Here is a 14,128-nt window from a genome sequence, read left to right as displayed (position 1 = left end):
CTTGGTAGGCTAGCAGCATGGTGCTGTCGATCGACCTGACCGGACGGGTCGCGCTCGTCACGGGCGGCACCCGCGGCATCGGGCTGGGGATCACCCGGGCGCTGCTGGCGGCGGGAGCCGACGTGGTGACGTGCTCGCGGAGCGACGTGGAGCCGGTGCCGGGCACGACGCACCGCGTCTGCGACGTCCGCGACGCCGACGCCGTCCACGCCCTGATCGGCTCGCTGGACCGGCTCGACGTCCTGGTCAACAACGCCGGCGGTGCTCCCGCCGCCGACGCGGCGACCGCCTCGCCGCGCTTCCACGACAAGATCGTGGGCCTCAACCTGCTCGCACCGCTGGTCTGCGCCCAGGCGGCCAACGCCGTGATGCAGCAGCAGGAGACCGGGGGCTCCATCGTGAACATCTCGTCGATCTCCGCCGGGCGGCCCGCGCCCACCATCGCGGCGTACGGCGCGGCCAAGGCCGGCCTGGACTCCCTGACGACGTCGCTGGCGATGGAGTGGTCGCCGCGGGTGCGCGTCAACGCGATCGACGTGGGCCTGTGCCGCACCGAGCAGACCGACGACCACTACGGCGACGACGCCTCGGTCGCGGTGATCGAGCGGACCATCCCACTGGGTCGGATGGCGCGTCCCGAGGAGGTCGGCAACGTCGCGGCGTTCCTGGCCAGCGACCTGGCGTCGTACGTCTCGGGCGCGAGCGTCGCGTGTCACGGCGGGGGAGAGATCCCCGCCTTCCTGCTGGTCCAGAAGGGACTCTGATGAGCTCGCTCCTCGAAGGTCGCACCGCCATCGTCACCGGCGCCGGCCGTGGCATCGGACGCGCGCACGCGCTCGAGCTGGCGCGGCACGGTGCGGCGGTGGTGGTGAACGACTTCGGCGTCTCGTTGTCCGGCGAGGGCACGGGGGAGTCTCCGGCCGAGGCGGTGGTCGCGGAGATCGAGGCCGCGGGCGGGCGGGCGGTGGTGAACGGTGCCGACGTCGCCGACTTCGAGCAGGCCGCCGCGATGGTGGAGCAGGCGATCACGACGTACGGCGGCCTCGACATCCTGGTCAACAACGCGGGGTTCGTGCGGGACCGGATGCTGGTGAACACCGCCGAGGAGGAGTGGGACGCCGTGATCCGCGTGCACCTCAAGGGGCACTTCGCGCCGCTGCGGCACGCGGGCGCCTACTGGCGCGCCGAGTCCAAGGAGGGCCGCCAGCGTGCCGCCCGGGTGATCAACACGTCCTCCGGCGCCGGGCTGCAGGGCTCGGTCGGCCAGACGACCTACTCGGCCGCCAAGGGCGGGATCGCCGCGATGACGCTGGTGGCCGCGCAGGAGATGGGCCGGTACGGCGTGACTGTGAACGCGATCGCCCCGGTGGCTCGGACCCGGATGACGGAGGGCGCCTTCGACACCTCCGCCATGGCCCTGCCGGAGGACAACTCCCCGATCGTGGCCTGGCTGGCCTCCGCGGAGGCGGGGGACGTGACCGGCCGGGTGATCGAGATCGACGGCGGCCGGGTCACCGTCGAGCTCGGGTGGCGGCACGGACCCGCGCTCGACCTCGGCCGCCGGTGGGAGGCGGCCGAGGTCGGTCCTGCGCTGCGCGAGCTCCTCGCCGCGGGTCCCGCTCCGGAGCCGGTGTACGGCGCCTAGGGTGCGGGAGTTTCATCGGCCGGCCGATGAAACTCACCCCTGGACGATGAAACTTCGTCGTCCAAGCGTGAGATTCGTCGTCCAGACTCGGTGCACGTTCAGCCGGCGCGGCGTTGAGCGACGATGCGCTGCACCCGGGCACCGATCTCAGCCGGGTTGCTGAGGTCGCCCCAGACCAGCCGCAGGATGCGCAGCCCGGTCAGCTCCTCCAGCAGGACCTCTCGCTCCCGCTCGGCCTTGACCACGTCCTCGATCCTCTGGCCCGGCTTGAGCAGGCGGCCGTACTTCACCTGCCCGTCGAACTCCACCATCGCACCCTGCCTGCGCAGCAGCAGGTCGACCCGTCCAGCGACCCGTCCGGACGGGAGCCGGACCTCCCACTGCGGTTCGGGCTCGAACCCGAGATCCTCCAGGATCAGTCGGCTGCGCGTCTCACCAACGGACTCCGACCGCCCGTCGCTGGCCGCCACCGCGGCCGGCAGGTTGACGCTTCCGGGCCACTCCCGGAGCCAGACTCCCGCGTAGAGCTCGAGCTCTTCACGACGTGTGAGGCCCTGGTGCAGAGTCCAGTCCAGCACGCAGACGGCTGCCGCCAGGCCGAGCCCGGCCGCGGTCTCGACCGCCGTTCGAGCCGGTGCGGTCACCCAGTGATCGTTGAACCGGGACACGTCGGTGACGAAGGTGGCGCCCCGGTGGTGGGTGATGCCCGCCTGGACCCGGTCGCCTCGCCCGTGGAGATTGGTGATGTTGACGTTGGTGAGGTCAAGACCCCAGTCGGGGCCGCCACGGAGCACGTGGGCGCTGGCGTGGGAGAGCGCGACCCGATCGTCGTACTGCAGCATGACCGCCCGGCTGCGCAGGAGATGTCGGCCCGCGGGTGTCAGCCTCCGCCACACGTCGGCATCGGCGTACGCGCCGTGCCGGATCCGGACCAGTACCCGCAGGCGCACCATGCGCGCGAGCCAGTTGTCATCGAGTCCGAGCTCGATGGCGGTCCTGCGGAGCAGGAGTCCGTGGTCGTCGAGCGGCAGGTGCTGCATGGGCACCAGCGTTCCCCGTCACGGGCGGGCCCGGCTGCGTCGTACTCGATCTGTGGAGAACTCGTCGCTGCTCACCACAGAACTCATGCTGGGACGACGAAGGTTCGTCGTCCCAGGATGAGTTTCATCGGCCGGCCGATGAAACTCCTCGCAGGCGCAGGAACTAGATCCGCTCGATGACGGTGCCGGTGGCCATCGCGCCGCCCGCGCACATGGAGATCAAGGCGGTGGTCTGGTCGCGCCGCTCGAGCTCGTGCAGCGCCGTGGTGATCAGCCGGACGCCGGTGGAGCCCACGGGGTGGCCGAGGGCGATGGCGCCGCCGTTGACGTTGACCTTGTCCAGGTCGACGCGGTGCTGGCCGGCCCACGACAGGACGACGGAGGCGAAGGCCTCGTTGACCTCGAAGAGGTCGAAGTCCGAGATCGACATGCCGGTCCGGTCGAGGATCCGCTGGGTCGCGTCGATGGGTCCATCGAGGTGGTAGTACGGGTCCGAGCCGACCAGGCAGTGCGACACGATCCGGGCCCGCGGCTTCAGCCCGAGGGCGGCGGCGCGGTCGGAGTCCATGATGAGTACGGCGGACGCGCCGTCGCTGATCTGCGACGAGGTGCCGGCGGTGTGCAGGCCGTCGGGGAGCACGCTCCTGAGGCCGGCGAGGCCCTCCAGGGTCGTGTCGCGCAGACCCTGGTCGGTGTCGACCACGCGGGTCTCCCCGGTCGGGTTGCCCTCGGCGTCGAGCACGGGCGCCGTGACCGCGGAGATCTCGCGCTTGAAGCGGCCCTCGTCGACGGCGACGCGCGCCTTCTGCTGGGAGACGAGGCCGAACGCGTCGAGGTCGGCCCGGCTGATGCCGCGGTTGCGAGCGATCCGGTCGGCCGCCTCGAACTGGTTGGGCATGTCGATGGACCAGTCGTCCGGACGCGGGTCGCCGGTGCCGGCGGGCACGTTGGCGCCCAGCGGGATGCGCGACATTGCCTCGACGCCGGCGGCGATCCCGATCTCGATGCTGCCGGCCGCGATCATGTCGTTGACCAGGTGCGCCGCCGCCTGGCCGGACCCGCACTGCGCGTCGACCATCGTCCCCGCGGTGTGCTGCGCGAGTCCCGCGTGCAGCCAGGCGCGCCGGACCATGCCGTTGGACTGCTCGCCCGCCTGGGTCACGCAGCCGGCCACGACCTGGTCGACGAGCTCGGAGTCGAGACCGGACCGGGCCAGGACCTCGCCCATCGCGTGCCCGATCAGGACGGCGGGGTGGACGCCGGCCAGCCAGCCTTTCCTCTTGCCGAGAGGGGTGCGGACGGCGTCGATGATCACAGGGGTGCCCATGGGACAAAACTAGAACACGTTCTCGTCGCCAACAACCCTCGGGCGCGGCAGGATGCGCGGCAGGCCGCCGGAAACCTTCCCTGACCTACCTTCGGTATGTAACCTGTGCCACTAGAACGTGTTCCACATCGAGTAGGAGAGCGCCCCGTGACTGCAACCGACGTCCTTCCCGGAGGATTCGACTTCACCGACCCGGACGTGAATCAGCAGGCGATTCCGTACGACAAGTTCCGAGAGGCACGGCAGACCAACCCGATCTCGTGGGTCGAGCAGCCCTGGGAGCAGCGCAGCGGCTTCGCGGAGGAGTCGGGCACCGGCTACTGGGCGGTGACGCGGCACGAGGATGTCTCGGCGATCTCCAAGGACAGCAAGAACTGGTCCACCGCCGAGAACGGCGCGATCATCCGGTTCCCCGACGTCATGGAGCGCGGCCAGATCGAGCTCCAGCGGGTGATCCTGATCAACCAGGACCCGCCGGAGCACACCCAGACCCGCGGCATCATCTCCCGCGGCTTCACCCCGCGCTCGATCGCCGAGCTCGAGGCAACGATGGTGCAGCGCGCCGGCACGATCGTGAAGGACGCCGTCGCCCGGGGCACCGGCAACTTCGTCGAGGAGGTCGCCGCCGAGCTGCCCCTGCAGGCGATCGCCGACCTGATCGGCGTACCGCAGGAGGACCGGCACAAGCTCTTCGAGTGGTCCAACCTGATGCTCGCGGGTGAGGACCCGGACTTCGCCGGCAACAACGACGTCGCGGCCGCCGAGATCCTGGGCTACGCGATGATGCTGGCCGCCGACCGGCAGGCCAACCCGCGCGACGACCTGATCACCAAGCTGATCACGGCGCACAAGGGCGAGCGCGGGCTGTCCGACGACGAGTTCGGCTACTTCGTCATCCTGCTCGCGGTGGCGGGCAACGAGACCACGCGCAACGCGGTCACCCACGGCATGAACGCGTTCCTCGACAACCCCGAGCAGTGGGAGATCTGGAAGCGGGACCGGCCGGCGACGATGGTGGACGAGGTCGTGCGGTGGGGCACCCCCGTCAGCGTCTTCCAGCGCACCGCGCTGCACGACGTCGAGGTCAGCGGCCACCAGTTCAAGAAGGGCGAGCGCGCTGCTCTCTTCTACGCGAGCGCCAACTTCGACGAGACCGTCTTCGAGGACCCTCACACGTTCAACATCCTGCGTGACCCCAACCCGCAGCTGGGGTTCGGCGGCCACGGCGCGCACTACTGCCTCGGCGCCAACCTGGCCCGTCAGGAGATCCGGGTGATTTTCGACGCCATCGCCGACCACGCGCCGGACATCAGCAAGCTTGCCGAGCCGGTGCGGCTGCGGCACTCCTGGATCAACGGCATCAAGGACCTCCAGGTCAAGTACGCCTGAGAGGTACGACGTACGTCAGGCGGCCCGCTCGGTGAGGACCAGCGGGCCGTCTGCCGTGATGGCCACCGTGTGCTCCATGTGGGCGCCGCGGGAGCCGTCCTTGCTGCGCAGCGTCCAGCCGTCGTCGTCGGTGTAGATCTCGTCAGTGGTGTGCAGGAACCACGGCTCGATCGCGATCACCAGCCCCGGTCGGAGCTTCAGGCCCCGCCCGGCGCGGCCGTCGTTGGCGACGTGCGGCTCGCCGTGCATGGTGCGGCCGACGCCGTGGCCGCCGAACTGCATGTTGACGCCCAGGCCCTGGGCGCGGGCCACCTCGCCGATCGCCGCCGAGATGTCGCCCAGCCGGTTGCCCGGCACGGCCTGGGCGATGCCGGCCTCGAGCGCGCGTCCGGTGAGCGCGATCAGGTCGAGGTCCTCCTGGCGGGCGGTGCCGACCACGACGCTCAGCGCCGAGTCGGAGACCCACCCGTCCACGTTGGCGGCGAAGTCGACCGAGAGCAGGTCGCCGTCCTCGAGGACGTAGTCGTGGGGCAGGCCGTGCAGCACGGCGTCGTTGACCGAGGTGCACAGCACCTTGCCGAAGGGCGAGCCGCCGAAGGAGGGGTGGTAGTCGATGTAGCACGACTCCGCTCCCCGGTCACGGATCATCTGGTGGGCCAGCTCGTCGAGCTCGAGCAGGTTGACCCCGACCGCGGCCTTCGCGGCGAGCGCGGTGAGGACGTCGGCGACGAAGCGGCCGGCGGGGCGCATCTGCTCGATCTGGGCAGGGGTCCGGAGCTCGATCATGAATCGACCCTATCCGCGCTCAGTAGGGTGGCGCAATGGACCTCGATATGGGCTTGGTGCTGGGCACCATGTACTTCGGCACCCGCACCGACCAGACCACGTCGTACGCGCTGCTCGACCGGTACGTCGAGGCCGGCGGCCGCGTCCTCGACACCGCGAACTGCTACTCCTTCTGGTCCTCGCCCACCGGGCACGGCGGCCAGAGCGAGGAGCTGATCGGTCGTTGGCTGGCGGCCAACCCGGGGCTGCGCGACGAGCTGGTGATCGCCACCAAGGTCGGGGTCGAGCCCACGGACGACGGTCACGAGGAGGGCCTGTCCGCGGCGGTGATCGAGCGCGAGCACGCGCGCAGCCTCGAGCGCCTCGGCATCGACACGATCGACCTCTACTGGGCCCACGGCGAGGACCGGTCGACCGACCTCGAGGAGACCGTCGGGGCGTTCGGCGCGCTCGTCGACCGGGGCGTCGTACGCCGGCTCGGCGTCTCCAACCACCCCACCTGGCGCGTCGAGCAGGCCCGCACCATCGCCGAGCGGCTCGGCGTGGAGCCGTGGTCGGCGCTCCAGCTGACGACGTCGTACGTCGAGCCGCGACCGGGTGCGGCGGTGCCCGGCAAGGACCACCGCTTCGGCTGGGTCACCGAGGAGACCGTGGACTACCTGCAGGTGCACCCCGAGCTGGACCTCTGGGTCTACAGCCCCTTGGTGCAGGGCAGCTTCGACCGCCCCGACCGGCCGTTCCCCTCCGCCTACGACCACCCGGGCACCACGGAGCGGCTGGCGACGCTGCGTCGGGTGGCCGAGGACCACGGCGGCGTGCCCGCCTCGCAGGTGGTGCTGGCGTGGATGCTCGCCAAGGGCTGGAAGCCGATCATCGGCGTCAGCAGCGTCGAGCAGCTGGAGTCCGCGCTGGCGTCCGTGCACCTGCTGCACTGAGCCGGGATCCGCCGAGAGCAGATCCGCTGGCGGCAGATTCGCTTCCGTGGCCGGCCGGCGCGACGAACGCTGGTCCCATGACCCAGCCACCTCTGACCGGACCCTTCGACGACCAGCTGACCGCCCGCCTCATGCACCAGCGCATCCTGGTGCTCGGGCAGGAGGTCGACGACGGCATCGCCAACCGCCTCTGCGCCGAGCTGCTGCTGCTCTCGGCCGAGGACCCGCACCGCGACATCAGCCTCTACATCAACTCGCCGGGCGGCAGCGTCAGCGCAGGCCTCGCGATCTACGACACGATGCGCCTCATCCCGAACGACGTCAGCACGCTGTCGATGGGCCTCGCGGCCAGCATGGGCCAGTTCCTGCTGTCGGCCGGGACGCCGGGCAAGCGCTACGCCCTGCCACACTCGCGGATCCTGATGCACCAGGGCTCCGCCGGCATCGGCGGCACCGCGATCGACATCGAGATCCAGGCCGAGAACCTCGAGCACGTCAAGGGCGTCCTGATCGGCCTGATCGCCGAGCACACCGGGCAGCCGTACGACGTGATCGAGCGCGACTCGCTGCGCGACCGGTGGTTCACCGCCGACCAGGCGCTGGCCTACGGCTTCGTCGACCAGGTGCTGAGCGACCTGGGCGCGATCAACCCGACCCGGCCGACCGCGAGCTTCGGGGTGCCGGCATGAGCCAGTACACGATCCCGAGCGTCATCGAGAAGACCCACCGCGGCGAGCGCGCGGTCGACATCTACAGCCGGCTGCTGACCGATCGGATCATCTACCTCGGCACCGAGGTCGACGACGGGGTCGCCAACGTGGTGATCGCGCAGCTGCTGCACCTGGAGTCGGAGAGCCCGGACGCGCCGATCAACCTCTACCTCAACTCCCCGGGTGGGTCGGTCACCTCGATGCTGGCCATCTACGACGCCATGCAGTTCATCCGGCCCGAGGTCGGCACGGCGTGCGTGGGTCAGGCGGCCTCGTCGGCCGCCGTCCTCCTCGCAGCCGGGGCGCCGGGGCGCCGTACGGTGCTGCCGCACGCCCGCGTGGTGCTGCACCAGCCCTCGGGCGGTGGTCAGGGCACCCTGCCCGACCTGGCGCTCCAGGCCAAGGAGATCGCCCGGATCCGTGCGGAGACCGAGCACCTGCTGGCCCACCACACCGGGCGGTCGGTCGAGCAGGTGCGGGAGGACACCGAGCGCGACCTGGTGCTGTCCGCCGAGGAGGCGGTGTCCTATGGCATCGTCGACAGCATCCTGGACAGCCGGAAGAAGCCCGTCACCTGAGAGGTTGCGCCCGACATGAGCGAACTCACCGTCCGAGCCATCGCGGCCCTCCGCGCCAACCACGACGAGCTGGCGGCGGTGGTGCCGACGCTCAGCGAGGCGCAGCTGACCGGCCCGAGCGGGGCCGCCGAGTGGACGGTCGCGCAGGTGTTCTCGCACCTGGGCAGCGGCGCCGAGATCAGTCGTACGCCGATCGCGACCGCCGCAGGGGAGCAGGTCGACGCGGAGGACAACCAGACGATCTGGGCGCGCTGGGACGGGTCCACCCCGGCCGAGCAGGTGGCCGGCTTCCTCACGCACGACGCGGCGTACCTCGACACCGTCGAGGGCCTCAGCGCCGAGCAGCACGAGAGCCTGCAGATCGACATGGGGTTCCTGCCGCAGCCGGTCCCGCTGGTGGTGGCGCTCGGCATGCGTCTCAACGAGGTCGCCAACCACGCATGGGACGTGCGCGTCGGGCTCGACCCCGCCGCGACCGTCGACGCTGCCTCGGCCGACCTGCTGCTCGAGCTGTTCGCCGGGCCGCTCTCCTTCTTGCTGGGGTTCTCCGGCAAGGCCGACCAGCTCGAGCAGGAGGTGCGGCTCGCCATCCCCGGCGGCGGCATCGAGATCACCGACGCGGTGAGGGTCGCCGACGAGGTCGCCGACCCCACCGCGACCTTCGACGGACCGACCGAGGCCGTGGTGCGCCTGCTGACCGGGCGCCTGGGCGACGCGTACGCCGCCGACGTCACCGTGACCGGCAACGTCACGCTGGACGAGCTGCGACAGGTCTTCCCGGGCTACTGACCGGGGGCGCCGACGGGCCTGCCCTAGGCCGCCAGGCAGACGGGTCCCGAGATCTGCGAGAGCCGCCGGCTGACGCGAGACGTCAGGTCGACCAGGCGCAGCCCGAGGGCGCCGGCGACCGCGCCGAGGATCTCGGAGCTGGGCTCCTTGAGCCCGCGCTCCACCTCGGAGAGGTACTGCGTCGACACCCCGGCATCGGTCGCGACGTCGGCGAGGGTGCGCTCCGCCGTACGACGCTCCTCGCGCAGCTCGTGGCCGACCGCCTCGCGCCACAACGGCTCGGGTCGGTCGGGCGCCGGACGAGCGGGGAACGCGAGGATGTCGGCCATGTCCCGACGGTAGGCCCGCCGGGACGGTGGCGACAGCGGCGTTCGCCAGGGGCGAACTAGTTCGTCGGCCTCTCCGCGCCGACGACCCACATCGCGAAGAACTGCGAGCCGCCGCCGTACGCGTGGCCCAGGGCCTTGCGGGCGCCGTCGACCTGGTGCTCGCCGGCCGCTCCCCGCACCTGGAGCGCGGCCTCGCCGAAGCGGAGCATGCCCGAGGCGCCGATCGGGTTGGACGACAGGACGCCGCCCGAGCAGTTGACCGGGAGCACGCCGTCCATCGCCGTGCCGCCGGACTCCGTGAGCCGCCAGCCGCCACCGTTGGCGTCGGCGAACCCGAGGCTCTCGAGCCACATCGGCTCGAACCACGAGAAGGGCACGTAGATCTCGGCCATGTCGATCTCGTCGATCGGGCTGGTGATGCCGGCCTGCTTCCACAGGGCGGCCGCGGCGTCCCGGGAGGCCTGCGGGTTGACCTGGTCGCGCTCGGCCGAGGTCGTCGCCTCGGAGCGCATCACCGTGCCGTGGATCCAAGCCGGGTTCGGCGAGGCGGCCGCGACGTCCTCGGAGACGATCACCAGGGCGCACGCGCCGTCGGAGGACGGGCAGGTCTCGTCGTAGCGGATCGGGTCCCAGAGCATCTGCGAGGCGAGCACCGACTCCACGGTGGTGCCCTCGTTGTGCAGGTGCGCGTAGGGGTTCCGCAGCGCGTTGTTGCGGTCCTTGGCCGCCACGATGGCGCCGACGTGGGTCGGGGCGCCGGAGCGGCGGATGTAGGAGCGCACGTGCGGGGCGAAGTAGCCGCCGGCGCCGGCGTGCACCGGCATGTTGAACGGCAGCGGGACCGAGAGGGCCCACATCGCGTTGGACTCCGACTGCTTCTCGTAGGCGACCGTCAGCACCTTGCGGTGCACGCCCGCCTGGACGAGCGACGCGGCGACGATGGCGGTGGACCCACCGACCGAGCCGGCGGTGTGCACGCGCAGCAGCGGCTTGCCGGCGGCCCCGAGCGCCTCGGCCAGGAACAGCTCGGGCATCATCACGCCCTCGAAGAGGTCGGGCGCCTTGCCGACCACGATCGCGTCGATCTCGTCGAGGGTCATGCCCGCGTCCTCGAGGGCGCGGTCGATGGCCTCGCGGCACAGGCCGGCCATCGAGACGTCGAGGCGCTTCGCGCGGTGGTGGGTCTGGCCGATCCCGACCACGGCGGCAGGCTGCTTGCCCATCAGCTACGTCCTTCCAGCACGCAGAGCAGGTTCTGTTGCAGGGCCGGGCCGGAGGTCGCGTGGCCGACGGCCTTCGAGATCTCGCCGGACCAGATCCGCGAGGCGGCCTCGCCGATCCGGATGCCGCCCCCCGAGAACATCGGGTTGCTGGTCAGAGCGCCGCCCGACGGGTTGATGCGGACGTCGTCGCCCAACCCGAGCTCGCGACGCAGGATCAGCTCCTGGTGGCTGAACGGCGCGTGCAGCTCGGCCACCTCGACGCCTGTCAGGTCGACCGCGGCAGCGGCGCGCGCGGCCGACGGCGACCGGGTCAGGTCGCGGGTGCCGAGACCCATCGGGTCGATGTAGTGCGACAGGCCCTCGATCCAGGCCGGCCGGTCCCGCACCGCCCGGGCCCGGTCGCCGGCGGCGAGCACGATCGCGGCCGCGCCGTCGGTGACGGGGGAGCAGTCGTGCTTGCGCAGCGGATCGGCGTACAGCGGCCGCGACAGGAGCTCCTCGACCGAGGAGCCGCCCTTGCGGATCGAGTACTCGTTCTTCTCCGCGTCGGTGAGGGAGCGGTTGGCCACCTCGGCCATCGCCGTCTCGTCCCACTCGCCGGCGTCGATGCCGATGCGGGCCTGGAGGCCGGCGAGCGACACGGTGTCGGGCCAGAGCGGGGTCATCGTGTACGGCTCGAGCTGCAGGCCGAGGGTTCGGCGCAGCACCCCGGCGGAGGACTTGCCGAAGGCGTACACCAGGGCGGTGTCGACCTCGCCGGTCTGGATCTTCAGCCAGGCCTCGTACATGGCCCAGGCGAGGTCCATCTCGACGTGCGACTCGTTGACCGGCGGGATCACGCCGATCGCGTCGACGGCCGAGACGAACGAGAAGGACCGCCCGGCCAGGTAGTCGGAGGATCCCGAGCACCAGAAGCCGATGTCGCGGCGGGTCCAGCCGGTCTGCTCGTAGCACTCCGCGAGGAGCGGGACGAGCAGCTCCACGCAGGTCGGTGACCCGTCGAACTCGGCCATCTGTCGCTGGGCGAACCCGACGACGGCAACGTCTCTCATGCTGTGCGCTCCATTTCCGGGGCCCCTCAGAGGTGGTGCTGGTAGGTGTCGTAGTCCGCGTCCGGCTCGTCGGCCGGCTCGAAGTGGTCGATGTTCTCCAGGGAGTACGTCCACTCCTCCTCCGGCTTCCAGACCGCCCTGACCCGCATGCCCATCCGCACCTCGTCGGCCGGCACGCCCAGGATCAGGTGGAGGATCGCGATGTCGGCGCCGTCGAGCAGCACGTACGCCGAGACGTACGGCGGGATGATCTTCTGGCCCAGGAACGGCACATTGACGATGCAGAACGTCGTGATGGTGCCGGTCTGCGACAGCTCCACCTCCTCCGCGGTCGGAGTGCCGTCGGCCGGGCAGGCGCTGCGCGGCGGCACGTAGACCTTCTGGCAGGTCGGGCAGCGCTGCCCGAGGATGCGCCCCGCGTTGAGGCCGCGGTAGAACGCCGACTCCTCGGGCGACGCGGCGTACTGGTAGTCGAGCGAGACCGGGACGATGACACCGGTCACCGGGTCGACGGTCCTCGTCCCGGTGCCGCCGGACGAGGGGGGCGCGCTCCCCCCGGCGTCACCCTCACCGGAGAGCGGCTCGAACGCCTCGATGTCGGTGATCGCGCCGACCCGCTCCGCTGCCCAGCGGACCTGGACCCGCATGCCGGTCGACACCTCGTCGGGCGACGTCACGTCGAGTGCGTGCAGAAACGGGCGGGTCGCGCCGTCCAGGGTCACCAGCGCGAAGGCGAAGGGCCGGTCGAACGGCTGGCCCTTCACCGGCTCGGGCACCCACGACCACGACGTCACGGTCCCCACGGACGCGACCTCGACGAAGTCGGTGGTCTGCTCGTGCGTCACCGGGTCGTACTCCAGCGGAGGTACGACGACCCCGCCCTCCGACGTACGTCCGGCGACGACGACGCCGTCGCGGAGGCCGGTCAGGAACCGGCCGACGACAGGTCCGGTCGACCGGGTGTAGTCGAACGCTACGGTGACGGGTGCTGACAGTGTTCGTGTCATGATCCGAAACTAGAACACGTTCTAAGATCGGGCAAGACCGTGCCCATATCGGGGAGACGACAGGAGAGACGGATGAAGCTCGGACTGCAGCTCGGCTACTGGGGGGCCCAACCTCCGCACGGCGTGGGAGAGCTCGTCGCCGCCGCCGAGGACTCCGGCTTCGACGCGATCTTCACCGCCGAGGCGTGGGGGAGCGACGCGTTCACCCCGCTGGCCTGGTGGGGCCGCGAGACCGAGCGGATCAAGCTCGGTACGTCGATCGTGCAGATGTCGGGCCGCTCGCCGACGTCGATCGCGATGCACCTGCTGACCCTCGACCACCTCTCGAACGGCCGGGTCATCCTCGGCATGGGAGTCAGCGGGCCGCAGGTCGTCGAGGGCTGGTACGGCCAGCCCTTCGGCAAGCCGCTGGCGCGCACCCGTGAGGTCGTTGACATCATCCGCAAGGTCCTCGCCCGCGAGGACAAGGTCACCAACGACGGCCCGCACTACCCGCTGCCGTTCCGTGGCGACAACTCCGTCGGCCTCGGCAAGCCGCTCAAGCCGATCGTGCACCCCCTGCGCTCCGACGTGCCGATCTGGCTCGGCGCAGAGGGCCCGAAGAACGTCGCCCAGACCGCGGAGATCGCGGACGGCTGGATCCCCATCTTCTACACGCCGAAGTCGGCCGGGATGTACCGGCCCTGGCTCGACGAGGGCTTCGCCCGGCCCGGCGCTCGGCGTACGCGCGAGGACTTCGAGATCGCCGCGACGTGCCACCTGCAGGTGGTGGCGAACGCCGAGGAGAAGCAGCTCGTGCTCGACGCGATCAAGCCCTCGGTGTCGCTCTACATGGGCGGCATGGGCGCCCAGGAGGCCAACTTCCACAACCAGGTGTTCGTGCGGATGGGCTACGAGGACCTTGCCGCGGAGGTGCAGCGGCTCTACCTGGGCGGCGAGAAGGACAAGGCGACGGCCCTCATCCCGGACGAGCTGGTCGACGACATGCACATCGTCGGCACCGCGGGCGAGGTCAAGGAGCGGGTCGCGCAGTGGGAGGAGACCGGCGTGACCACGCTGCTCCTCAGCGCCCGCTCCGCCGACGAGATCCGATCGGTCGCGGACCTCCTCGCCTGACGACCGCCCGGGCCCTCGCTCGAGGGGTCGGGGACCGACCGTCCCGGTGGTTGAGGAGGGCCGCCAGGCCCGTCTCGCCGGTGGTTGAGCAGGGCCGCGAGGCCGGTCGCGCCGGTGGTTGAGGAGGGCCGCCAGGCCGGTCGCGCCGGTGGTTGAGGAGGGCCGCCAGGCCCGTCTCGAAACCCCCGCAGCGAGGGCAGGC

Annotated in this window: 15 protein-coding genes; 8 read left to right on the top strand and 7 right to left on the bottom strand. The window is 71.0% G+C overall.

All coding sequences use genetic code 11. From position 1 onward, the window contains the following. The first annotated feature begins 17 nt into the window (after positions 1-17). Together N542_RS0113575 and N542_RS0113570 are read left to right on the top strand one after the other, a co-directional pair. A complete protein-coding gene (locus N542_RS0113575; protein ID WP_028644383.1) occupies positions 18-764 on the top strand; it encodes an SDR family oxidoreductase in 747 nt (248 codons plus the stop codon). Next, entirely contained in the window at positions 764-1,645 is an 882-nt protein-coding gene (locus tag N542_RS0113570; protein ID WP_028644382.1) for an SDR family oxidoreductase, read from the top strand. The genes N542_RS0113575 and N542_RS0113570 overlap by 1 nt, the downstream gene beginning before the upstream one ends. A 98-nt stretch (positions 1,646-1,743) precedes the next feature. Here the strand turns inward: N542_RS0113570 and N542_RS0113565 are convergent, their stop codons facing one another. Together N542_RS0113565 and N542_RS0113560 are read right to left on the bottom strand one after the other, a co-directional pair. Next, entirely contained in the window at positions 1,744-2,685 is a 942-nt protein-coding gene (locus N542_RS0113565) for a hypothetical protein (RefSeq protein ID WP_028644381.1), read from the bottom strand. A gap of 163 nt (positions 2,686-2,848) precedes the next feature. Then, complete coding sequence (locus N542_RS0113560) at positions 2,849-4,012, bottom strand: steroid 3-ketoacyl-CoA thiolase (protein ID WP_028644380.1); 1,164 nt, start codon at positions 4,010-4,012, stop codon at positions 2,849-2,851. A 147-nt stretch (positions 4,013-4,159) separates the two neighbouring features. On the opposite strand from N542_RS0113560, the gene N542_RS0113555 reads away from it, so the two are divergent. Then, entirely contained in the window at positions 4,160-5,401 is a 1,242-nt protein-coding gene (locus tag N542_RS0113555) for a cytochrome P450 (protein ID WP_028644379.1), read from the top strand. Positions 5,402-5,416: 15 nt separating this feature from the next. Here the strand turns inward: N542_RS0113555 and map are convergent, their stop codons facing one another. Next, positions 5,417-6,187, bottom strand: a complete 771-nt coding sequence (map, locus tag N542_RS0113550; RefSeq protein WP_028644378.1) for a type I methionyl aminopeptidase — start codon at positions 6,185-6,187, stop codon at positions 5,417-5,419. Between the two features lie 35 nt (positions 6,188-6,222). Between map and N542_RS24845 the strand changes: the two genes are divergently transcribed. The 4 genes from N542_RS24845 (at position 6,223) to N542_RS0113530 (ending at position 9,199) form a co-directional block, all read left to right on the top strand. Continuing rightward, entirely contained in the window at positions 6,223-7,122 is a 900-nt protein-coding gene (locus N542_RS24845; protein ID WP_036507770.1) for an aldo/keto reductase, read from the top strand. Between the two features lie 77 nt (positions 7,123-7,199). Then, positions 7,200-7,811: a ClpP family protease gene (locus N542_RS0113540; RefSeq protein WP_028644377.1), complete on the top strand. Its 612-nt coding sequence runs from the start codon at positions 7,200-7,202 to the stop codon at positions 7,809-7,811. Next, entirely contained in the window at positions 7,808-8,410 is a 603-nt protein-coding gene (locus N542_RS0113535; protein ID WP_028644376.1) for an ATP-dependent Clp protease proteolytic subunit, read from the top strand. The genes N542_RS0113540 and N542_RS0113535 overlap by 4 nt, the downstream gene beginning before the upstream one ends. A 15-nt stretch (positions 8,411-8,425) precedes the next feature. Beyond that, positions 8,426-9,199, top strand: coding sequence for a maleylpyruvate isomerase family mycothiol-dependent enzyme (locus N542_RS0113530; protein WP_028644375.1), 774 nt, complete (start codon positions 8,426-8,428; stop codon positions 9,197-9,199). A gap of 23 nt (positions 9,200-9,222) precedes the next feature. On the opposite strand, the gene N542_RS0113525 is transcribed toward N542_RS0113530, so the two are convergent. Genes N542_RS0113525 through N542_RS0113510 form a run of 4 tightly spaced genes read right to left on the bottom strand, consistent with a single transcriptional unit; the run spans position 9,223 to position 12,810 of the window. Further along, positions 9,223-9,528 (bottom strand): helix-turn-helix domain-containing protein, encoded by a 306-nt coding sequence (locus N542_RS0113525; protein ID WP_028644374.1) that lies wholly within the window; start codon positions 9,526-9,528, stop codon positions 9,223-9,225. A 56-nt stretch (positions 9,529-9,584) separates the two neighbouring features. Beyond that, positions 9,585-10,751, bottom strand: coding sequence for a thiolase domain-containing protein (locus N542_RS0113520; protein WP_028644373.1), 1,167 nt, complete (start codon positions 10,749-10,751; stop codon positions 9,585-9,587). After that, entirely contained in the window at positions 10,751-11,803 is a 1,053-nt protein-coding gene (locus N542_RS0113515; RefSeq protein ID WP_028644372.1) for a thiolase domain-containing protein, read from the bottom strand. The genes N542_RS0113520 and N542_RS0113515 overlap by 1 nt, the downstream gene beginning before the upstream one ends. A gap of 26 nt (positions 11,804-11,829) precedes the next feature. After that, entirely contained in the window at positions 11,830-12,810 is a 981-nt protein-coding gene (locus N542_RS0113510) for a Zn-ribbon domain-containing OB-fold protein (protein WP_028644371.1), read from the bottom strand. Positions 12,811-12,882: 72 nt separating this feature from the next. Between N542_RS0113510 and N542_RS0113505 the strand changes: the two genes are divergently transcribed. Beyond that, entirely contained in the window at positions 12,883-13,926 is a 1,044-nt protein-coding gene (locus N542_RS0113505; protein ID WP_028644370.1) for an LLM class F420-dependent oxidoreductase, read from the top strand. Positions 13,927-14,128: the final 202 nt, after the last annotated feature.

Source organism: Nocardioides sp. URHA0020 (assembly GCF_000620705.1).
GTDB lineage: Bacteria > Actinomycetota > Actinomycetes > Propionibacteriales > Nocardioidaceae > Nocardioides.
This window is presented reverse-complemented; position numbering and strand designations above follow the sequence as displayed.